Raw genomic sequence first — 19852 nt, forward strand, 5'->3', positions numbered from 1 at the left:
ACGGGGGCTGAGGCGACCACCATGACAGGGACCAGCGGCCCGCACACCCCTCCCACCCCCTCCCGCCTTGCCGCGCTGCGGCTGCGCTTCGACGCGCTGGCCAGGGAGATCGCCAAGTTCGGCGTCGTGGGCGCGCTCGGCGTGCTCGTGAACTTCGCGGTGTTCAACCTCATGCGGCACGGCACCGACCTCCAGGTCGTGCGCGCCAGCGTGATCGCGACGGTCGTCGCCATCGCCTTCAACTACGTGGGGTTCCGCTACTTCACGTACCGCGACCGCGACAAGAGCGGCCGCGCCAAGGAACTCACCCTGTTCCTGCTGTTCAGCGTCGTCGGGCTCGTGATCGAGAACGGTGTCCTGTACGCGGCGACGTACGGCTTCGGCTGGGACAGCCCGCTTCAGTCGAACGTCTTCAAGTTCCTCGGCATGGGTCTCGCGACCCTGTTCCGCTTCTGGTCGTACCGCTCGTGGGTGTTCAAGGCGCTGCCCGCGCGGGAGGCCGTCGCGAGTGCGGAATCGTTCCTCGACGAGCCGGCCGCCGAAGTGACCCGCGCCGGCCGAGCCGCCTGACCGGCTGAGCTACCTGATCATCTGGCCCTCGTCGTCGTCCGACGGCTTCTTCATCGGCGTACGGGACAGGAACAGGCCGAAGACGGGCGGTGCGGCCTGGAGCATTTCGAGGCGGCCGCCGTCGGCCTCGGCGAGGTCGCGGGCGACGGCGAGGCCGATGCCCGTCGAGTTCCGGCCGCTGATGGTCCGCTCGAAGATCCGCGAGCCCAGTTCGGACGGGACGCCGGGGCCTTCGTCGGTGACCTCGATGACGGCCTGGTTGCCGGTGACGCGGGTGCGCAGGGCGACCGTGCCGCCGCCGTGCATCAGGGAGTTCTCGATCAGCGCCGCGAGCACCTGGGCGACCGCGCCGGGGGTGCCGACCGCCGTGAGGTGGCGCTTGCCGGACGAGACGATGGCGCGCCCTTCGCCGCGGTAGGCGGGGCGCCACTCCTCCAGCTGCTGCTTGATCACCTCGTCGAGGTCGAAGGTGACGGCCGAACCGGTGCGCGGGTCACGGGAGTTGGTGAGCAGCCGCTCGACGACGTCGGTGAGCCGCTCGACCTGCGCGAGCGCGATGGTCGCCTCCTCCTTCACCTCGTTCAGGTCGTCGGTCATGGTGATCTCTTCGAGACGCATGGAGAGCGCGGTCAGCGGCGTGCGCAGCTGGTGCGAGGCGTCGGCGGCGAGGCGCCGCTCGGCCGTGAGCATGCGCGCGATGCGCTCCGCCGAACCGTCGAGGACGTCGGCGACGCGGTCCAGCTCGGGGACGCCGTAGCGCTTGTGCCGCGGGCGCGGGTCGCCGGAGCCGAGGCGCTCCGCGGTGGAGGCCAGGTCGGTGAGGGGGGACGCGAGGCGGTTGGCCTGCCGTACGGCGAGCAGGACGGCGGCGACGACCGCGAGCAGCGCGACACCCGCGATGATCAGCAGGGTGCGGCCGACCTCGCGGGTGACGGTCGAGCGGGGCTCCTCGACGGTGACCTTCTCGCCCTGTTCGCCGGTGGCGGTGTACTTGATGACGTCGCCGTCGGGCTTCGCACCGATGTGGATCGGGGCACGGTCCGGCATCTCGATGACCGCGTACCGCTCGGCGGCGACCTGGTCCCTGAGGATGTCGCCGGTGATCTGCTCCTCGCTGAGCAGCCTGCTGTCCACGATGGAGGCGAGCCGCACGGCTTCGGACTCGACGCGTTCCTGGGCGCTGTTGGTGATGGTCCGGGTCTCCACGATGACGAGGGAGACCCCGAACACGGCGATCACGACCAGGACGACGGCGAGCGTGCTGTTGATCAGTCGGCGGCGCATCCCTTTAGTGTCCCGGATACGCGGGCGCGCCCCCTCAGGGGCGCGGGGAACCGCGCGAGCAACCACGACGGTGCCGCAGCCGCGAACGAATCATCAGCCCCTACGGCGCGAAGGCCACGGCGCTCCGCCCCGGACCCCGCTGCTCAATCTCCCCCAGCCAACGCTGGGAGGGGCCCCGGCAAAGGCTTGATCTGCTCAGCTCTTCTCGAAGCGGAAGCCGACCCCGCGCACCGTCGCGATGTAGCGCGGGTTGGCCGCGTCGTCGCCGAGCTTCTTCCTGAGCCAGGAGATGTGCATGTCCAGCGTCTTGGTCGACGACCACCACGTCGTGTCCCAGACCTCGCGCATCAGCTGGTCGCGCGTGACGACCCGGCCCGCGTCGCGCACGAGCACCCGCAGCAGGTCGAACTCCTTCGCCGTGAGCTGGAGTTCCTCCTCGCCCATCCAGGCCCGGTGCGACTCGACGTCGATACGCACGCCGTGCGTCGCGGGCGCCTCCTTGGGCTCGGCGGCGCCACGCCGCAGCAGGGCCCGGACGCGGGCGAGGAGTTCGGCGAGGCGGAAGGGCTTCGTCACGTAGTCGTCGGCGCCGGCGTCGAGGCCGACCACCGTGTCCACCTCGTCGGCGCGGGCGGTGAGGATCAGGATCGGCACCGTGTGCCCCTCGGCACGCAGCCGCCGGGCCACCTCCAGGCCGTCCATCCCGGGCAGGCCCAGGTCGAGTACGACGAGATCGATGTTTCCCTGCAGTCCGGCTTCGAGGGCGGTGGGGCCGTCCTCGCGGACCTCGACCTCGTAACCCTCCCTGCGCAGGGCGCGGGCCAGCGGCTCCGAGATGGACGCGTCGTCCTCGGCGAGCAGTACACGGGTCATGGGGTGATGGTAGTCCGCGCCGTACGAGGACTGCCGGGTGATCGGCAACAGCGGTCCCGGCGCCGCCCGGGCAATGAAACGGAATCTTTGCCTCCGCGGTTACACCCTCCAAGTGTGGGGTGCGATCCTGGAAGCGGCCTTCGAATCAGCGCGGTGGTTCCACGGAGCCCTGTGATCCATCTCTCAAGTCCTTCCATATGCCGCACTGTCGTGTCGTATGGTGACCGAACGCCTGATGCACTACCGGGGGACCTTCGGAGCGTAATACCGCCGAAGGTCCCTTTTATGTGCGGCTGACGTCCGTCAGCTTTGAAAGGAATGACCTGTGGCCGGGCCCCGCGCGTGAAGACGCGTGCGAGGTGTGGATCTCGGGTCCGCCGTACCCCAACCCCCGGGCGTGGGGAGGACGGTAGGACTCCGGTGCCGGCCGCCCCACCGGGCGCGCAACCGCTCTGCGCACGTGCGTCCCGACACCCCACGAGGAACGACCATGGCGTCCAGCCTGACGAAGGACTCGGCCGGTACCCCCGGCTCCGAGAAGACCTTCTTCGGCCACCCCCGCGGACTGGCCACTCTGTTCATGACCGAGATGTGGGAGCGATTCTCCTACTACGGCATGCGCGCTCTTCTCCCGCTGTACCTGGTCGCGCCCGCAGGGCTCGGCCTCGACGCCGGTACTGCGATCGCCATCTACTCCGTCTACGTCTCGACGGTGTACCTGCTCGCCATGCCCGGCGGCTGGTTCGGCGACCGCGTCTGGGGGCCGCGCAAGACCACGGCGATCGCCGGCGCGATCATCATGGCGGGCCACCTGCTCCTCGCGATCCCGTCGGACGCGATCTTCTACGTCGGTCTGCTCTTCGTGGCGGTCGGCTCGGGTCTGCTGAAGTCCAACATCTCCACGATGGTCGGACAGCTCTACGACGGCCCGGACGACCCGCGTCGTGACGGTGGCTTCACCGTCTTCTACATGGGCATCAACCTCGGCGCCTTCGCCGCCCCGCTGATCATCGGCACGGTCGGCCAGAACGTGAACTGGCACCTGGGCTTCGCCCTCGCCGCGCTCGGCATGGGCTTCGGTCTGGTCCAGTTCCTGCTCGGCACGCGCCACCTGAGCCCGGTCTCCAGCGAGGTCCCCAAGCCGCTGAACGCCGCCGAGCGCGCCGCCACGCTGAAGAAGTCGATGATCTGGCTGCTCATCGCGGCCGTCTTCTACGCCATCGTCGTCGGCACCGGCACCTACACCCTGAACTGGGTCATGGTCCCGCTGATGATCATCGGTCTGGTCGTCCCGATCATGGTCCTGGCGCGCATCAAGCGCGACAAGGAGCTGACCGCCACCGAGCAGACGAAGGTCTCCGGCTACATCTGGTTCTTCGTCGCCGCCGCCGTCTTCTGGATGATCTACGACCAGGGTGGCTCCACCCTGTCGATCTTCGCGGACAGCAGCGTCAACACCAGCGTGTTCGGCTGGGAGTTCCCGGTCTCCTGGTTCCAGTCCGTCAACCCGGTCCTGATCATGGCGCTCGCGCCGGTCGCCGCGACCATCTGGCTGGCGCTCGCCCGCAAGGGCAAGGAGCCGAGCACCGTCGTCAAGTTCGCGCTCGGTCTGGTCCTCGTCGGCATCTCCTTCTTCGTCTTCCTGCTGCCGCTCACGGCCGCCGGTGACGGCAAGGTCAGCCCGTGGTGGCTCGTCCTGATCTACTTCTGCCAGACCGTCGGTGAGCTGACGCTCTCCCCGGTCGGCCTCTCGGTCACGACCAAGATGGCCCCGGCGAAGTACGGCTCCCAGATGATGGGTGTCTGGTTCCTCGCCGTGACGGCGGGTGACGCGGTCACCGGCCTGATCTCCACCTACGGCGTGGATCTGAACGGTACGGGTGTCGTCGCCCTGGAGGCCGCGCTCGCGGTCATCGCCGGTGGTGCGATCTACATGTACCGCAACAAGGTCAAGGAGCTCATGGGCGACGTGCACTGACACGTCGGCCCTGCGCCCTGAAGGACCCCGTCGCACTTCGGTGCGGCGGGGTCTTCTGGTTGTCAGAGAGCGCGGAGCTTGTCCTCTGCCTCACGGCGATGGGCGGGGTCGACCCTCGACCCGTCGAGAAGTCCGCGCAGGACGGCCGCCGCCTCGGTGCGGTGCGGGCCGCCGCGGGCGATGAGGAAGTCGGCCATCGCCAGGGCGTGCCGTCCCCGTCGGTACCGGCCCCCCTTCCCGGCTCCCGCGCGGTAGGCCTCCAGGGCCCTGTCCGCGTACTCCTCGCCGAGGTCGCTGAGGGCCGCCGCGCACTCCGCCGTGCCCCAGCGGGTGACGACCCCGCACAGGATCTCGGCGGCGGGGCGGACATGGCCCAGGGTGAGCAGCAGCCTGGCCGCCTCGCGCCGTGCGGCATCGCCGGCCCAGCGGACCGCGACCGCCTTGCGCAGGGCCGCCGCGGCCTCGTCGGTGTGCGGGCTGCCCAGGTCGGCCACCAGCGGCACGGCCCCTGCCCACTGCGCCCGCGCGGACCGGCGGGACAGGACGCGACGGCACAGCAGGTCCGTCGCCGCGCGGGTGTGGGCCGGGCCCCACTGGGCCAGGAGCCCGGCAAGGGCCGGGACCTCCCCGACGTAGGTGGACCGGCGCGCCGCCACTTCGCGTACGGCCTGTGCCGCCTGGTCGACGTAGGGGCCGCCGAAGTCGGCGAGTGCCGTGGCGGCCTTGTCCGCGGCGCCGTAGGCCGCGGGGGCGCTCAGCACGACGCGCTTCAGCTCGGCGGCGGCCTCGGGCAGCAGGCTCCGGTCGAGGCCCACCAGGATCTGACAGGTCAGGACGCGCTCGTCGGGGCCCGTGTTCTCGTCCGCCGCCACGAGGCGCAGGACGGCCACGTCCATGGGGACGTGCCTGCTGTCGAGTGCGAGCAGCCCGCGTGCGGCGCACATCCGCTCGGCGGGTTCCGCGTCGGCCGCCGCGGTCGCGCGCAGCTCGGCCACCGCGGTCTCGGCCGCGCCCAGGAAGCGCAGGGTGTCCGCCGCGTGTCTGCGTTCCAGCTGCCCGGCGTCCTCGGCGCGCAGGAGCCGGCGCAGGCCGGCCAGCGCCGACTCCTGCCCCGCCGCGTCCAGCCGCTGGAGCGCCGTCACGCCGGCCTTGCCGACCCCGGAATCCGGGTCGAGCAGCAGGGCGCGCAGCAGCTCCGGGGCGTCAGGGATGGTGGGCAAGTCGTCCGGCTCCAGGCGGAGGAGGGCCCGCAGCGCGTTCTCGCGGAAGGCCTGCGATCCGGCGTCGGGTGCGCCGAGCACCTCCGTGATCGCCCGCACGACGTAGTCCGTCGATCCCGTGGTCCGGTGCAGACGGGAGAGCAGGTTCCTCACGTCGTACTGGTCGGCGTCCCGGTCCCCCAGGGCGGCGATGACGGCCCTGACCGGGTCCTTGCGGGCCCTCCGCCGGAGCCTGCGGGCGGCACGGCCCGAGCGCAGGAAGGCCGCGTCGCGCAGGACCTCCCCCAGCATCGCCGCCTCGTCGCGCTCGGGCCGGAGCTCGAACGGGACAGCGCCGCCCAGGAGATGCCGGGCCCGGGAGCGCTGTCTGCGCGGGAACCCGGGTCGGTCCGTGAGCCGGCGCAGGAAGTCCTGGGTCTCCGGCGTCAGCGCGCCCAGACCCGACAGGCCGAGGGCCGCCGTGATCCGGGCGGTGGGGGCGGCGCCCTCGTCGTGGAGGACGCGCCGCCACACCTCGGCCACGCGCGTCTCGTGGAGCGGGCCCAGCCACGACAGCAGGCGCGCCGCGGCCTCCCGGTCGAAGTCGAAGGTCTTCCGTGCCTCGACAGCCGCCCGCAGCTGGTCCGCGGCGCGGCCCCGGTGGCTGTCCCCGAGCTCCATCAACGCCTCGACGGCATGCCGGACGGTGATCGAGTCCTGGTCCGGGTCGCCGATGAGCGCCAGCAGCGCTTCGGCGGCCTGTTCGTCGTACGGGGCTCCCAGCTCGGCCAGGGCGCGGGCCACGTTCCCCAGGTACATCCACCCGGCGCCGTCGCCGGTGAGTGCGGCACGCAGCACGGCCGCCGCCGCGGCGACGTGGGGACCGCCGAGCCGCACCAGCGCCTCGGCATGGCGGATCTGCTCGAACGGCGCTCCGCTGCGGGCCAGTTCCCGGTACGCCCACGCGGCCGCCGCGGTGTGCTCGCCGCCCGCCTCCGCGAGGGCGTCGGCCGCCGCCTCCCGGTCGAAGGATTCGGTCCGGGGATGCAGCGCCACCGCCCGCAGCGCCGTGGTGATCGCCTCCCGGTGCCCGGGGTGCGCCTCTTCGAGGCCCGTCGCCGCCCGGTACAGCTGCCCCGGCGCCGCGTCCGGATCGGCCGCGACCCGTTCGAGGAGTTCCGCCGCCGCCCCCGGCTCGTGCGCCGCGAGCGCGAGCAGGCCCGTGCTCCAGTACGGGGACCGCAGGTCGTCCGTGATCCGGCGCATCTGGTCCTTCACCAGGTCGTAGCGGACGGTGCCGAGCTGCCGGATCAGCGGCTCGACGTCCTCGCTGCGCCGCGAGAGCGCCACCTCCATCAGCTTGCGGTAGTGCCGCTCGTCCGCCGGGCAGCGTGCCCCGAGGAGTTCGCCGGCGAGCAACTGGTCGGCGTGCGTGCCCTGTTGGAGCCAGTCGAGGACCAGCCGGCCGCCTTCGGCGCGGCGGTGCCCGTAGTGGACGAGGGCGATGCGGTACAGGTGCGTCAGGGGCGAGCCGGTGACTCCGGTCGCGGTGAGCAGTGCCGTACGCCATTCAAGGCGCTCCGGGTCGAAGGTGTCCGGCCACTGCTCCACGAGGCGCTCGGCCGCCAGGTGCTCGGCGAACGTCGTGTGCAGGAACTGGAGTCGGCGTCCGCGCCGCACCAGGAGTCCGGTGACGAGGAGCGCGTCGGCGATCGCCCGCGCGAAGCCTTCCAGCGGCGGCGCCGCGCCGAAGAGGCGGCCCTGGTCGTCGACGGCGGTCCGCTGCCACCAGCGGTCCGCGGCGGCGGCCAGGTCGTCGGTCTCCTCCACGGCCTGTGCGTAGGCGAGGTGGGAGAGCAGCGTCGTCAGGTGCCGCTGGAGGTACGCCACGGCCGCACGTCCGCGCGGGTCCCGGCCGGCCCGCGCCTCCAGTTCCTGCCACAGGCGTTCGGCCTGGTCGCGCTTGGCCTCCAGGAGGTGCGCCCGGTACTGCTCGTACAGCGCCCAGCGGCTGTCGGGCAGCGGGCGGTCGGGGGCGTTGCCGTGGACGATGGCGGTGACGGTGGCCAGGAGCGGGTTGCGCAGCAGCTCCCCGAGGTCGGTGTCGTCCATCTGCCGCAGGAACTCCACGGCGAGGCCGGGGCGGCCCGAGTCCTCGAACCAGGTGCGGACGAACTGCTCCAGGCGGGGCCGGTCGAAGGGGTCGAGGGCGTAGTGGCGAAAGCCCGCCCTGCCGAGTTCGGAGCGGGCGTCCTGGTCGGGGCGTGTGGTCAGCAGGATGCACAGCGAGGGGTCGCCCGCGCCGTCGGCGAGCCGGTGGATGAGGCGGCTGCGCTGGTCGTACGGCACCTCGTCGAGGGCGTCGACGAGCAGCAGCCAGCGCGCGCCCTGCGGCAGGGCGGGCAGCGTCCCGTCACCGGTGTCGAGTCCGGCGGCCGCCGCGACGGCGCTCACCAACGAGTGTCCGTCGCCCGCGAGTTGGGAGGCAGTGGTCCACAGGGGAATCACCTGCCCCAGGGGCCCGGCCGCGTTCTCGACGTCTCGGCCGTAGTCGAGGGCGCAGCTGTACAGGAGTGTCGACTTGCCCGCGCCGGGGCCCGCCTCGACGATCAGGTGGCCGCCGGCGCCGGGTTCCGATGTGCTCAGCAACTCGTCGAGAACTTCGCGGAGTTGGCGCGGAGGGCCTGCCGCCTCCTGCCCCCTGAGCTGTTCTTTGAGCTGCTCCTTGAGCTGCTCCTTGAGCTGTTCCTTGAGCTGTTCCTTGAACTTCTCCTTGATCTGCTCATTGATCTTCTCGTTGAGCACGGCGGCCTGCGTCAACTCATCATCGGCGAGGCCCTGTTGGTCGGCGTCCGGCGGCGGGTCGGCGTCCGGGGCGGAGCGGCTGAGGACCTGCCGGATGTAGACGGCGGTCAGCCGGCGGGTGCGCCGGTCCTCGCGGGAGCGCAGGGGCAGGTCGTCCAGGTCGACCCGCTGCCGGGCGAGGAGCTTGCGCACGGGACCGGGCAGCCAGGCCCCGGCGACGCCGACCCCGCCGTCGGCCAGCGCCCGCAGGAACGCCGGGTCGTCGAGCCCGGCCAGATCCGTCGCCGTCAGCGTCCGGCCGCCCTCGGCGGGGCGGTGGCTCGTGACGACTCCGGCGAGCAGCCCCTCGGCCTTGGTGAGCACCCCGGCGCCCGAGAACCCCTGCCACGGCGAGGCGCCGGGGCCCGCGGGCAGCGGGTCGCTGCTGTGGACGGCGATCTGGAACTGGTGCCCCACCCGGTCCGAGGCGAGCTGGATGGTGCCGTCGGCCTGATGGCTGCGCGGCCGCGCCCGCTCCTCGGTGAAACCGGGGTAGCCGACCGTGTGCACCTCGATCTGGCCCCAGCCGTACGGGAGTTGAGCGAGGGGAACCGGGGGCGGTGAGGGCCGGCCGACGGGTTCGGCCAGCCGGAGCAGCGCAAGGTCACGGTCGGCGTGCGGCACGACGGCGACCACGGCGGCCCGTACGACGGTGTCGTCGGCGAGGCGCCGGACCGCCTCGTAGCGGATGTCCGGGTCCGCGACGACGTGCGCGGCCGTGAGCACCAGCTCACCGGCGAGGAGGAAGCCCGAGCCCTCGAAGTAGACCTGCCCGTCCGGGCGCAGACCCCGGATCTGCACCGCGCGGTCGAGGGTTTCGCCCATCGCTCGCCGTCCGTCCCCGTCCGGGCCGGGTCAGTCGTCCGCCACCGGCGTGCGGCCGTCGCGTCCCGAGCCGGTGCGCACCCGGTCGCCGCTCGCGCTCTCGGCGGCGAGCTGCAGTTTCACGGTGTGCGTGACGGCCGTGGAGCCGGAGATCTTGCCGTCGGCGGAGACCACCCAGAACTTCACGCCGCCGCCCGCCTCCGCGGTGTCGGTCACGGCCACCTGGAGTTCGAGGTCGACCGACTCGACCAGGAGTCGTACGGGATCGCCGTCCGCGGCCAGCGCCGCCTCGGCGAGTTCACCGCGGAGCGCCTTGAGGGCGTCGGCGAGTCCGATCTGCATCCGCACATCATAACTGCCTTCACCTGCAAGGAACTTGAGAACCGGCGGGACCGGCGCGGGGTGCGAGGAACGGCCCGCGCCGCCCCTCGCACCCCGCGCCCTGACCTTCGTACGACCACTACCTCCTGAGGGCGGCCCGCCGTGCCCGCGGCAGGAACGTGAACACCGCCCCGCCGAGCAGGATCACCGTGCCGGCCACGAGGCCGAGGGCGCGCAGGGCGCCGTCGTTCGAGGCGCCGGTCTCGGCGAGGCCGCCGCCGGTGGCGTCACCGCCCCCTGCCGATCCGCTTGCCGAGCCTCCCGCGGAGCCGGAGCCGGAGCCGGAGCCGGAGCCCGAACCCGAGCCGGTCGCGCCGCCCTCCACCGCCGTGGTGTCGATCTCCAGGGAGACCGCCGTCTTGGTCGGGGTGCACGTCGTCGTGGTGCCCAGCGCCTTCACCGTGAGGACGCCCGGCGACAGCGTCGACTTGCCGTCGGCGCCCGGCTTGTAGGTGCCGGTCAGGTCGGGGATGGTCATCGGGTCGCCGGACTTGATCGGCTCCTTGTTGGTCGGGCCCTCGACGGCGACGGTGCCCTTGTCGGCGCCGCCGAGCTGGACCGCCATCGACGGCTTGACCGAGTCGGCCGGGATGTCGGCGGGGCTGTCCATCACCGACTTCTTGAACTTGACCGTCAGGGCGTAGTTCCCGCCGTCCTTCTTGGCGTTGATCTGCACCGGGGACGTCGCGTTCTTGTCGCCGATGGGGGTCTTGCAGGCGTACGGGATCTCGACCTCCTTGCCGGTGAAGTCGCTCTGGCCGCCTCCGCCACCGCCGGTCGTGCTTGATCCGCCGGCGGTGCCGCCCGTACTCGTACTGCTCGACCCGCCGCCGGACGTCGTCCCACCGCCGGACGTCGTACCGCCCGTCGAGGTCGTGGAGCCGCCCGTCGAGGTCGTGGAGCCGCCCGTCGACGACGACCCGCCTCCGCCGTCCGTGACCTTGATGGTCACCGCCGGCTTGACCGTCTCCTTCGGCGTGCACTTGGTGTCGGTGGAGACCGGCTTGCTGACGTTGATGGTGTACGCGTCCGGGGTCAGCGTCACGTCCCCGGCCTTGGTCAGTTTCAGCTTGCCCGTCATGTCGGACAGGACCATCGGGCTGTTCTTCTTGATCGCCGGGTTCTTGCGGGGCCCCTGCACCTTGAGGTCACCGGTCTGGGCGCCGCCCACCTTCACGGTGCCGGACGGCTGGACGGTGTCGGCGGCGAGGTCGAGGACGTCCGGGTTCTTCGACGCGGCCTGGGTCGTCTTCCAGACCACGTCGATCTCGTCGCCGACCTTCGCGGTCGCCGGGGCGGTGATGTCGGCCACGGTGGTTCCCTCGACCGGGGGCAGCCCCGAGATGGAGGGCGGGATGCACTCCGTCTTGAAGCTGGACTCGGCCGCGTGCACCGGCGCCGCGGCGAGCCACAGCCCCGCGCCGGACAGGATCAGGGCACAACCGGCCGCACCGGCCCTCCGTTGCGTGCTCACGAATGTCCTTTCGTCGTCTGACTGTTGTCGGGCGGTGCGGAGAGCTGTCCGGCCGCGGGTCCGCCCGGACCGGTGTCCGGGGTGAACCAGGGCAGGGTGGTCGTGGAGGCGCCGGTGTCGCCGTTCGTGCGTCCCGACGGCGGGCCGCTCGGCGCCGGACCCGGATCGGGGTCGCGCGGCCGCTGCGTGAACGTCAACTTCGGGAGCCGCACGGTGAGTTCGGCGAGGCGCTGGCTGCCGCGGTGGCGTCCGGTCGCGTACCGGTCGCGCGGGCGCAGCCGGTCGACGACCGCCATGCCGATCCGGAAGACTGCGGCCGGCACGACGACGCAGAGCAGGATCCAGAACAGCGTCACACCCCAGGGCCGGCCCACGCCCCACGGCTGTTCGGCGAGGACCTTGCCCTCGTACTTGAGGGAGACGAGATAGCTGCCGCTCGCGCCCGCCGTCAGCTCCACGGGCAGCTTGATCTGCGCCTTGCGGCCGGGCGCGATCGTGCCGCGCCACTGCTGTTCCTCCCACTCGGGCGCGAACACCCCGTGGGAGGTGCCCACGTGGAAGACCGGGTTCTTGACCGGGGTCGAGCCGACGTTGCCCACGGTGAACGTGAAGGTGCGCGCGGGCGGGGCGCCGAACCAGGTGAGCAGGCCGCTGGAGCCGTCGAGCCGGGTGTCGGTGACCATGGCGAGGCGTCCGTTGCCGGACGCGGCGGGCAGCGGTTTCACCGGGTGCCCGGCGACGGTGAACGCGGCGTCCACGGCCGCCTTCTCCCCCATCACCGTCGCCACGTGGACGACGCACGGGCACGCCTTCGGCGGCTCGGCGACGGGCAGTTTCTTGCGGAACGTGCCGTGGGCGTCGGTGGTGACGGCGAGCCCGTCGGCGTTGGCGCAGGAGTTGGTGCCGCCGATGACACCGCGCTGCGGGCTCGACTGCCCGCAGATCAGCAGCATCAGCAGCGCCTTCGGCCGCCAGTCCGCGCCCTTCACGGTGATCGAACCCCCGGTCCCCGCCTGGGACTTGGAGAGGGTGACGGTCGGCTTGTCGGCGGCTGCGGCCCACGGCGCGGTGCCCGCGAGCAGGGCCGCCGCGAGGACGAGGACGGTCAGCAGCCGCGGGGCGCGGGCGCTGCGGCGGTTCATGGCGTACTCCCTTGTCCTTGCCTGCGTCGGCGTACGTGGATGGTGAGAGCGGCGCCCGCCCCCGCGAGCACGGCGAGGGCCCCCGCGAGCGCTCCCCACGGCACGAACCGGGCGCTCGCCGTCGCCGAGTCCGCCGCGCCGCCGCCCGCCGTGACCGTCACCTTCACGTCGACGGCGTCGAGCGCCGGCGCGTCCCCCCAGGGTTCGGTGAGACTGGCCCGGCGCCCCGGCAGCAGTTCCACCGGCAGCGTGCGCGCGGGCCGGTCGAGCACGGAGCCGAAGACGCCGTCGGCCCGGACGGTGAGGCGCGGGCTGAGCGTCGTGTTGCCGCGGTTCACGACGTCGTACGTGATCGCGTCCCCGCCGACCTGTACGTGCTCCACGGTGAGCGCCGACAGGGTGGGCCCGCTCACCCGCAGGTGCACGCTGACCCCGGCCTGCCGTCCCCCGGCGCTCGCCACGATCGCGCCCGGGTGGTCGCCGGGTGTCGCGCCCGCCGGGACGGTCACCGTGAACGGGATCTCGGCGCGGGTGCGGGCCGGTACCTTCACGGACTTCTCGGCGAACGTGATCCAGGCACCGGTGTCCCGCGCCTTGGCCCGCACGCCGAGCGCGCCGTCGGCCCGGTTGTCGGCGTCGGCGCCGCGCAGCGCCACCCGCAGGGGCTCGGCGGTCGGATTGGTGACGGCCACCTTGTCCTCCAGGGTGGTGCCGGGGGTGCCCTCCGCGTAGATGTACGGGCGCGCGGAGCCGCCGGCGGAGGGCGTGATCGACCAGGTGGCGCGGTCCGCCGCGGCGGGGGCTGCGCAGCACGCCACGAGCAGCGCGGCTCCGATCAAGCCGTTCAAGCCCCTGCGGCGATCGAGCAGCGGGGTCCGGGGCGGAGCCCCGTGGCCCGCGCGCCGTAGGGGCTGATCCTTCGTCGGCGGGTGCAGCGTCATCTCTGGTTGCCCGCGCAGTTCCCCGCGCCCCTCAGCGGGGCGAACCCTGACGGCGACGGGTGAGCCACAGGGTGCCGGCCGCACCGGCCAGCAGCACCGTGCCGCCCAGCGTCCCCAGCGCGATCGCCGAGTCCTCGGGCCCGGTCTGCGGCAGCTCACCCCCACCGGAAGGCGCCGACTGCGAGCCTCCCGTGGACCCGGAACCCGCGGAGCCCCCGGAACCTCCGGCCCCCTTCACATCCAGCTCCAGGGACGGCTTCGGCTTGTTCGACGGCGTGCACGTCGTCGTCGTACCGAGCGCCTTGATGGTGAGGACACCGGCGGTGAACGTCACGTGCCCGCTCTTCTTCGGCGTGTACGTCCCGCTCAAGTCACTGATCTTGATGGGGGTGTTGGCGGGGATCGCCTCGGCGTTCGGCGGCCCGGACACCGGCAGCGTGCCGCTCTCCGCGCCGCCCAGCTGGATCACGGCGCTGGGGCTCATCGCACCCTTGCCGAGCTCGACGGGGCTGGACGAGACGCCCTTCTGGAAGGACATCGTGATCTTGTATCCGCTGCCGCTCCTGACCGACTTCATGTCGATCGGGGAGACGGCGCCCTTGTTGCCGATCGGCGTCTTGCACTGGTAGTTGACGTCCTGCACCGTGGCCGAAGCGCTGGGGGCGGCCATCAGCACCGCCGAGCCGGCCAGGGCCGCGCTGAGCGCGAACGCGGCGGTTCGTTTCTGGTACGTCCGGTACGACACCTCGAGAATCCCTTCGAGCCGACGGTTACTGACGGTTCATCAGATGCGGGTGGCTCAAGGTACGCCCGGGACCTTGCCGAGGGAAGACAAAGTGCGCGCCGGATCGAAGACGATCCGACGCGCACGAAACACACACAGAACGGCTCAGGCGGGAGCGCCCAGCTCCGCCCACACGGTCTTGCCCGTGACACCCGGCGTGCGCACAACTCCCCAGTCCAGACAGAGGCGTTGGACGATGAACATGCCATGGCCGCCCGGGCGCCCCGCCCGGTGCGGGGTGCGCGGCGCGGGCTGTCCGGCGCCGCGGTCGGCGACCTCCAGGCGCAGCACCTTGTTGTCGAGGGAGACGATCAGCTCGTCGGGACCCTCCGCGTGCAGGCAGGCGTTGGTGACCAGCTCGGAGACGACCAGCAGGACATCCTCGGCCGCGGCACGCCGGTCCGCGGTCGCCGCGGGCAGCCAGCCCCAGGCATGGAGCGCGTCGCGGGTGAAGTCGCGGGCGAGCGGCACGATGCCGCTCGCCCCGTCGAGGCTCAGCCTGCGGACCTGACGGCCCGTGGCAGCCGGCGGATCGCCGGGCTCGGGGCCGTGGTCGCCCGGCGAGTAAGGCCGGGTGGTGCTCATCAGCACTTCACCTCACCGATTCACCAATTCAGCTTCAGGATGTCGTGGTTCGTGTCGCGATGGTCGCGGTCGTCGCGGTCGTCGCGGTCGTCATGGTCGTCATGGTCGTCGTGGCCGCCCGGTCGTGATGCGGGCCACAGGGGTGGTCGGGTGTCTCCTGCCCGGGCGGACGGCGGGAACACCCACGAATTCCGTCCGGCGCCTGTGACGCTGGTAACGCCTCGATCACGCGGTGACAACTGGAGCGTAACTTCTACGCTGCGTGATCGCGGGGCCACCTGGTCACTCGGTGGCGAGCGCCGCTTCCAGAGAGTCATGCACCGTGAAGACGGCCTCGGCGCCGGTGATCTCGAAGACCCGGGCCACCACGGGAAGCATTCCCGCCAGGTGGACCCCGCCGCCGGCGGCCTCGGCCTTGAGGCGGGCGCCCAGCAGGACGTTCAGCCCGGTGGAGTCGCAGAACTCGAGCCGCGAACAGTCGATGACCAGGCGGGACAGGCCGTCCGCAAGGCATTCATCGAGGGGTTCGCGCAAGAGATCGGCGGTGTGGTGATCCAACTCACCGGCCGGGGTCACGACGGCACTGGAGCCCTCGTGTCGCACCTCGACCAGAAGCCGGCCCAGATGCGCGCTGCCGACTGTCCCGCGGTCCATGACGTCTCTCTCTCGCTGCCTTCGACGTGCCGATTGACGCCCTCGAACACTACGCCTTCTCCACGCCCCCCGGTACCCGAACAACCTCTAGAAATCGGACATTTACCACCAGACCGCACTTGCGGCCCGGTGAGGAAAGCGGGTAGGCCTAGTAAGGACAGCATTCGACACGACCGGCTTTGGAGGCGCCGCACACCGCAGTGCACGTATCGGCATCGGCAGCCATATGCCGAGAACGATGGAGGACACATGTCACCCCGGCTCGACGAATCGCGTACTGACCAGGCGTCGTCGACTCTCCCCCCGGAACCCCCTGTCGACGACGTACCCGAGAATGCGTCCGACACTCTCGAGGGCCTCGAAGGCCTTCCGGAGATCCCTCCGTTCGACGAGGTCGGACCGCTCGACGCGCGAGCCCTTTCCAAGACCCTCTTCGAGCGCCTCGAGTCGCTCGAGGAAGGCACCCACGAGTACTCCTACGTCCGCAACACCCTGGTCGAGCTCAATCTCGCCCTGGTGAAGTTCGCGGCCTCCCGGTTCCGCTCCCGCAGCGAACCGATGGAGGACATCATCCAGGTCGGCACCATCGGCCTGATCAAGGCGATCGACCGGTTCGAACTGAGCCGCGGCGTCGAGTTCCCCACCTTCGCGATGCCGACCATCGTCGGCGAGATCAAGCGATTCTTCCGCGACACGTCCTGGTCGGTGCGCGTTCCGCGCCGCCTGCAGGAGCTCCGTCTCGACCTTGCCAAGGCGGGCGACGAGCTCGCCCAGCAGCTCGACCGCGCCCCCACGGTGGGCGAGCTCGCCGAGCGCCTGGGCATCACGAACGACGAGGTCGTGGAGGGCATGGCGGCGTCGAACGCGTACACCGCCTCGTCCCTGGACGCCCAGCCGGAGGAGGACGACTCCGAAGGTGCCCTGGCCGACCGCATCGGCTACGAGGACCACGGCCTGGAGGGCATCGAGTACGTCGAGTCCCTCAAGCCGCTGATCGCCGAGCTCCCGCCGCGCGACCGCAAGATCCTGTCACTGCGCTTCGTGGCGAACATGACGCAGTCGGAGATCGGCGACGAGCTGGGAATCTCGCAGATGCACGTGTCGCGGCTCCTGTCGCGCACCCTCGTGCGACTGCGACAGGGGCTCACGGTCGAGGAGTGAGCCGACCCGCCCCTTGTACGCGTACGGGCCCGCCTCCCTGATCCCCGGGAGGCGGGCCCGTACGCGTAGCGCGGTTCAGGGGCGGCTTCCACTCGCGAGGACGGCGACGTGCGGAAGCGCCAACAGCCCGTCGGGGCGGGCCAGTTCGGCGGCGAGACGCTCGTAGTGCGTACGGGCATCAGCGCGCCCCTCGACGGACAGCGAACTCAGCAGCACCCCCACGCTGCCCACCCCCACGCCCGTGAACCCGTTCCACCACTCGTCGAGCCCGGCCCGGTGGTCCCAGGCGATCTCGTCGCCGCGCACGCCGGCGAGTCCGGCCTCGCGCAGCAGTCCGGCGACCCCGTCACCGGTCCGCTCGAAGTCCACGCCGGGGCGCGGCATCCCGTCGGGGCGCACCGCTCCCGCCGCTCCCATGGCCCGGCCGAGCAGGGTCTGACCTGCGGCGTTGGGGTTGCGCCAGAGCGTGACGGCGAGCCGCCCGCCCGGCCGCAGGACGCGCCGCATCTCGGTCAGTGCGGCGACGGGGTCCCCCACATGATTCAGGACGAAGTTGGCGGTGACGGCGTCGAACACCCCGTCTCCGAACGGGAGTTGGGGCAGCACGGCCGGCTCCGTGCGGGCCTCGGGCACCCGCGCCCGGGTGGCCGCCACCATGTCCGGCTCGGCGTCCACGGCGGTGACGTGCGCCCCTCTCAGCGCGGCCGCCTCGACGACACTGCCCGTCCCCGAGCCGACGTCCAGATGTGCGACGCCCGCTTCGACCCCTGCCGCGTCGAGCAGATCGGGCACGGGGTGGGCGCACAGCCGCTCGGCGGTGCGGCGGAAGGCGGCGGCGCGCCCGGCCCACATGCGGCGTTCGTGCGCGTCGAAGCGTGCGGCTGTCGTCGTCATGTCCACCGTCTCCTCAGCCAGGGTCCACGTGCGCCGAACGTACACCTGGGGAATACCTCCGGTCCCTTGACCAGCGGCGTGATCTGCGGCTTAGGGTGGCCGCCGCCGAGACAGGAGCCCTGCCCGCCATGACCAGCCCGTCCGCCTCCGCCCCTCTCGTCCTGCGGGAGATATCCCGCGAGACCCACTTGGCCCACCTCGCCCTGCACCCCGAGGCGAGCCACCTCCAGATCCCCGAGTGGGCCGGGGTGAAGCCCGACTGGACGGCGCGGAGCGTGGGCTGGTTCGAGGAGCGGCCGGGTGCGGCGGAGCCGTTGATGGTGGCCGCGGCGCTCGTCCTCTACCGCCAACTCCCGGGCACCCGCCGCTCGTTGGCCTACGTCCCCGAAGGGCCGTCGATCGACTGGACGTCCCCGCGCCTGGAACGCTGGCTGGACCCGTTGCGTGCGCACGTGGCTGACCAGGGCGCCTTCTCGCTCCGCATGGGCCCGCCCCTCATCGTCCGCGAATGGTCGGCCCGTACGGTCGCGGAGGGCATCGCCGACCCCGGCGTACGGCATCTGCACGGCATGTCCGCCGACGCGCTCGACGGGTCCGCCCTGGAGGTCGCCGAGCGGCTGCGGCGGCTCGGATGGCAGCCGTGCGCGGACGGGGACGACACCGGGTTCGGGGTCGGCCAGCCCCGCTACGGCTGCCGCGTCCCCCTGGCCGGCCGCTCGACGCAGGACCTCCGCGACGGCCTGATCCTGCACTGGTCCCAGTCCCTGCGCGCCTCCGAACTGGCCGGCGTCCGCGTCACCTGGGGCACCCCCGCCGACCTCCCCGACTTCCACCGCCTGTACGCGGCGACAGCGGCCCGCGACGGCTTCAAGGCCCGCCCCCTGGCCTACTTCCAGCGCATGTGGCAGGCCCTGAACGCGCAGGACGACGACCGTCTGCGCCTCTACCTCGCCGAACACGACGGCGAGACCCTCTCCGCCGCACTGATGATCACGGTCGGCTCCCACGTCTGGCACTCCTACGCCGCGTCCGCCCCCAAGGGCCGCGAACTGCGCCCCAGCAACGCCCTGTTGTGGCGCATGCTCACCGACGCCCACGCGTCCGGCGCGACCACCTACGACCTCCGCGCGATCACCCCGCTCCTGACCGACCCGAACCGCCTTCTGGGCCGCCTCCGCTTCAAGACGGGCACGGGCGGGAGGGCGGTCGAGTACCTCGGGGAGTGGGAGATCCCGGTGGGGGCGCGGGGGCGGGCGCTACAGCGGGCTGTGGGGGTTTATCTGGGGCGGCGGTGACGATCCGCGGCGCGCTCAGGCCCCCGCGTCGACGGGACGCAGCGCGGCCCTCACCAGGTCGATCGCTTCCCGCATGGTGCGGGCGGGGGCGGGCACCGAGGTCTTACTGGACTCCAGCCCGGCGCAGCGTCGGCAGATACCCCTGCCCGCACCGCGCGGCAGCGGGTCGCGGCACTCGGCGCACTCCCCGAGGGAGCGCACCGCCTGGACTCGCCTGCTCGGCGCGGGAGTTCGGTTCTCCAGGCGGTACCGGACGAGGGCGGCGGGGGCGCGCACCGGGCGGGGCAGGTCTGCGGTCAGGACCTGGCGGAGATCGGCTTCGGTGACACCGGCGGCCAGCCAGCGGACGGCGAGAGGTGCGAGGTGCTCGATGTCACGGGCGGCGAGGCGGAGTTCGGGGGCGCGGTCACCGAGCCGGACCAGGAAGTCCGCCGCCGCTGCGCGCTCCGCCGCGTCCGGCTCGACGGGGGCCGGGTCGGGGGTGTTGTCCTCGGGGGTTTCGCCCAAGGGGTATGAGCCGACGGCCTGCCCCGTCGCGTCACCGGCTGCCGGGTTCCGGTCACCCGGGCCGAACGCGTCGGCGATCTCTTCAGGTGACGTCAACGGCACGTTGGAGACCAGGACTTGAGTCGTCCACTGCCCCGTCTCCGGGTCCTGCGTACGCCGCGTATGCAGGTACCCCTCCTCCTCCAGCTGCCGCCTGGCCTTGCGTACGGCGATACGCCCTTCCGGCATCTTCTCGCCGAGGGACTGGACGGTTTCCCGCGAGCCCTCCGGGAGGGAGAGCGCCCAGCTGAGGAGGCGCACGGCCGTGCCGTTCAGGCGGGGATGCCTGATGATCTCGTTCGGGATCTGAGAGAAGAAGCGGGCAGGCGGGATAGCATGCTTGAGCATCGCGATGGACCTGTATTCCAGTCGTCGGTGAAGGCCCTCAGATCGGTGTTGGCGCACCGCTGGGGGCCGCTCCG

General features: G+C 72.0%; 16 protein-coding genes. 4 read left to right on the forward strand and 12 right to left on the reverse strand.

Going from position 1 to position 19852, the window contains the following annotated elements; genetic code table 11:
* Positions 1–21: 21 nt before the first annotated feature.
* Positions 22–570, forward strand: coding sequence for a GtrA family protein (locus AB0L37_RS22100; protein WP_365507931.1), 549 nt, complete (start codon positions 22–24; stop codon positions 568–570).
* A 9-nt stretch (positions 571–579) separates the two neighbouring features.
* On the opposite strand, the gene AB0L37_RS22105 is transcribed toward AB0L37_RS22100, so the two are convergent.
* Positions 580–1854 carry an ATP-binding protein gene (locus tag AB0L37_RS22105; RefSeq protein ID WP_365507933.1) on the reverse strand — a complete coding sequence of 425 codons (1275 nt, stop codon included), beginning with the start codon at positions 1852–1854 and terminating at the stop codon, positions 580–582.
* A gap of 195 nt (positions 1855–2049) precedes the next feature.
* On the reverse strand, positions 2050–2727 hold the full coding sequence (locus AB0L37_RS22110; RefSeq protein ID WP_365507936.1) for a response regulator transcription factor: 678 nt from the start codon (positions 2725–2727) through the stop codon (positions 2050–2052).
* 490 nt (positions 2728–3217) lie between these two features.
* Between AB0L37_RS22110 and AB0L37_RS22115 the strand changes: the two genes are divergently transcribed.
* The gene (locus tag AB0L37_RS22115; protein ID WP_365507938.1) at positions 3218–4705 is read left to right on the forward strand and encodes an oligopeptide:H+ symporter; all 1488 of its coding nucleotides are present in this window, start codon (positions 3218–3220) and stop codon (positions 4703–4705) included.
* A 62-nt stretch (positions 4706–4767) separates the two neighbouring features.
* On the opposite strand, the gene AB0L37_RS22120 is transcribed toward AB0L37_RS22115, so the two are convergent.
* The 8 genes from AB0L37_RS22120 to AB0L37_RS22155 all read right to left on the reverse strand — a co-directional run bounded on the left by AB0L37_RS22120 (position 4768) and on the right by AB0L37_RS22155 (position 15534).
* Positions 4768–9573: a trypsin-like peptidase domain-containing protein gene (locus tag AB0L37_RS22120; RefSeq protein WP_365507941.1), complete on the reverse strand. Its 4806-nt coding sequence runs from the start codon at positions 9571–9573 to the stop codon at positions 4768–4770.
* A 30-nt stretch (positions 9574–9603) separates the two neighbouring features.
* A complete protein-coding gene (locus tag AB0L37_RS22125; protein ID WP_365507943.1) occupies positions 9604–9915 on the reverse strand; it encodes a trypco2 family protein in 312 nt (103 codons plus the stop codon).
* A gap of 118 nt (positions 9916–10033) precedes the next feature.
* Positions 10034–11428, reverse strand: coding sequence for a hypothetical protein (locus AB0L37_RS22130; RefSeq protein WP_365507945.1), 1395 nt, complete (start codon positions 11426–11428; stop codon positions 10034–10036).
* Positions 11425–12570 carry a hypothetical protein gene (locus AB0L37_RS22135; RefSeq protein WP_365507948.1) on the reverse strand — a complete coding sequence of 382 codons (1146 nt, stop codon included), beginning with the start codon at positions 12568–12570 and terminating at the stop codon, positions 11425–11427. The genes AB0L37_RS22130 and AB0L37_RS22135 overlap by 4 nt, the downstream gene beginning before the upstream one ends.
* Positions 12567–13409 (reverse strand): hypothetical protein, encoded by an 843-nt coding sequence (locus tag AB0L37_RS22140; RefSeq protein WP_365507951.1) that lies wholly within the window; start codon positions 13407–13409, stop codon positions 12567–12569. Before AB0L37_RS22140 ends, AB0L37_RS22135 begins: the two co-directional genes overlap by 4 nt.
* 133 nt (positions 13410–13542) lie before the next feature.
* Positions 13543–14256 (reverse strand): LPXTG cell wall anchor domain-containing protein, encoded by a 714-nt coding sequence (locus AB0L37_RS22145; RefSeq protein ID WP_365507953.1) that lies wholly within the window; start codon positions 14254–14256, stop codon positions 13543–13545.
* Positions 14257–14400: 144 nt separating this feature from the next.
* A complete protein-coding gene (locus tag AB0L37_RS22150; protein ID WP_365507956.1) occupies positions 14401–14880 on the reverse strand; it encodes an ATP-binding protein in 480 nt (159 codons plus the stop codon).
* Positions 14881–15162: 282 nt separating this feature from the next.
* Positions 15163–15534: an STAS domain-containing protein gene (locus tag AB0L37_RS22155; protein WP_365507959.1), complete on the reverse strand. Its 372-nt coding sequence runs from the start codon at positions 15532–15534 to the stop codon at positions 15163–15165.
* 249 nt (positions 15535–15783) lie between these two features.
* Between AB0L37_RS22155 and AB0L37_RS22160 the strand changes: the two genes are divergently transcribed.
* The gene (locus AB0L37_RS22160) at positions 15784–16695 is read left to right on the forward strand and encodes an RNA polymerase sigma factor SigF (RefSeq protein ID WP_365507962.1); all 912 of its coding nucleotides are present in this window, start codon (positions 15784–15786) and stop codon (positions 16693–16695) included.
* Positions 16696–16770: 75 nt separating this feature from the next.
* Here the strand turns inward: AB0L37_RS22160 and AB0L37_RS22165 are convergent, their stop codons facing one another.
* The gene (locus tag AB0L37_RS22165; protein WP_365507965.1) at positions 16771–17589 is read right to left on the reverse strand and encodes a class I SAM-dependent methyltransferase; all 819 of its coding nucleotides are present in this window, start codon (positions 17587–17589) and stop codon (positions 16771–16773) included.
* 128 nt (positions 17590–17717) lie between these two features.
* On the opposite strand from AB0L37_RS22165, the gene AB0L37_RS22170 reads away from it, so the two are divergent.
* Positions 17718–18884 carry a peptidoglycan bridge formation glycyltransferase FemA/FemB family protein gene (locus AB0L37_RS22170; protein WP_365507968.1) on the forward strand — a complete coding sequence of 389 codons (1167 nt, stop codon included), beginning with the start codon at positions 17718–17720 and terminating at the stop codon, positions 18882–18884.
* 15 nt (positions 18885–18899) lie between these two features.
* Here the strand turns inward: AB0L37_RS22170 and AB0L37_RS22175 are convergent, their stop codons facing one another.
* On the reverse strand, positions 18900–19778 hold the full coding sequence (locus AB0L37_RS22175; protein WP_365507970.1) for a hypothetical protein: 879 nt from the start codon (positions 19776–19778) through the stop codon (positions 18900–18902).
* Between the last annotated feature and the right edge of the window lie 74 nt (positions 19779–19852).

Source organism: Streptomyces sp. NPDC052225 (assembly GCF_040679615.1).
In the GTDB taxonomy this organism is placed as follows: Bacteria; Actinomycetota; Actinomycetes; order Streptomycetales; family Streptomycetaceae; genus Streptomyces.

Coding starts and splice junctions, on each gene's coding strand:
- AB0L37_RS22115 (WP_365507938.1), top strand. CDS start 3,218: ATGGCGTCCAGCCTGACGAAGGACTCGGCCGGTACCCCCGGCTCCGAG.
- AB0L37_RS22135 (WP_365507948.1), bottom strand. CDS start 12,570: ATGAACCGCCGCAGCGCCCGCGCCCCGCGGCTGCTGACCGTCCTCGTC.
- AB0L37_RS22110 (WP_365507936.1), bottom strand. CDS start 2,727: ATGACCCGTGTACTGCTCGCCGAGGACGACGCGTCCATCTCGGAGCCG.
- AB0L37_RS22165 (WP_365507965.1), bottom strand. CDS start 17,589: ATGACGACGACAGCCGCACGCTTCGACGCGCACGAACGCCGCATGTGG.
- AB0L37_RS22150 (WP_365507956.1), bottom strand. CDS start 14,880: ATGAGCACCACCCGGCCTTACTCGCCGGGCGACCACGGCCCCGAGCCC.
- AB0L37_RS22170 (WP_365507968.1), top strand. CDS start 17,718: ATGACCAGCCCGTCCGCCTCCGCCCCTCTCGTCCTGCGGGAGATATCC.
- AB0L37_RS22160 (WP_365507962.1), top strand. CDS start 15,784: ATGTCACCCCGGCTCGACGAATCGCGTACTGACCAGGCGTCGTCGACT.
- AB0L37_RS22105 (WP_365507933.1), bottom strand. CDS start 1,854: ATGCGCCGCCGACTGATCAACAGCACGCTCGCCGTCGTCCTGGTCGTG.
- AB0L37_RS22120 (WP_365507941.1), bottom strand. CDS start 9,573: ATGGGCGAAACCCTCGACCGCGCGGTGCAGATCCGGGGTCTGCGCCCG.
- AB0L37_RS22155 (WP_365507959.1), bottom strand. CDS start 15,534: ATGGACCGCGGGACAGTCGGCAGCGCGCATCTGGGCCGGCTTCTGGTC.
- AB0L37_RS22125 (WP_365507943.1), bottom strand. CDS start 9,915: ATGCAGATCGGACTCGCCGACGCCCTCAAGGCGCTCCGCGGTGAACTC.
- AB0L37_RS22175 (WP_365507970.1), bottom strand. CDS start 19,778: ATGCTCAAGCATGCTATCCCGCCTGCCCGCTTCTTCTCTCAGATCCCG.
- AB0L37_RS22100 (WP_365507931.1), top strand. CDS start 22: ATGACAGGGACCAGCGGCCCGCACACCCCTCCCACCCCCTCCCGCCTT.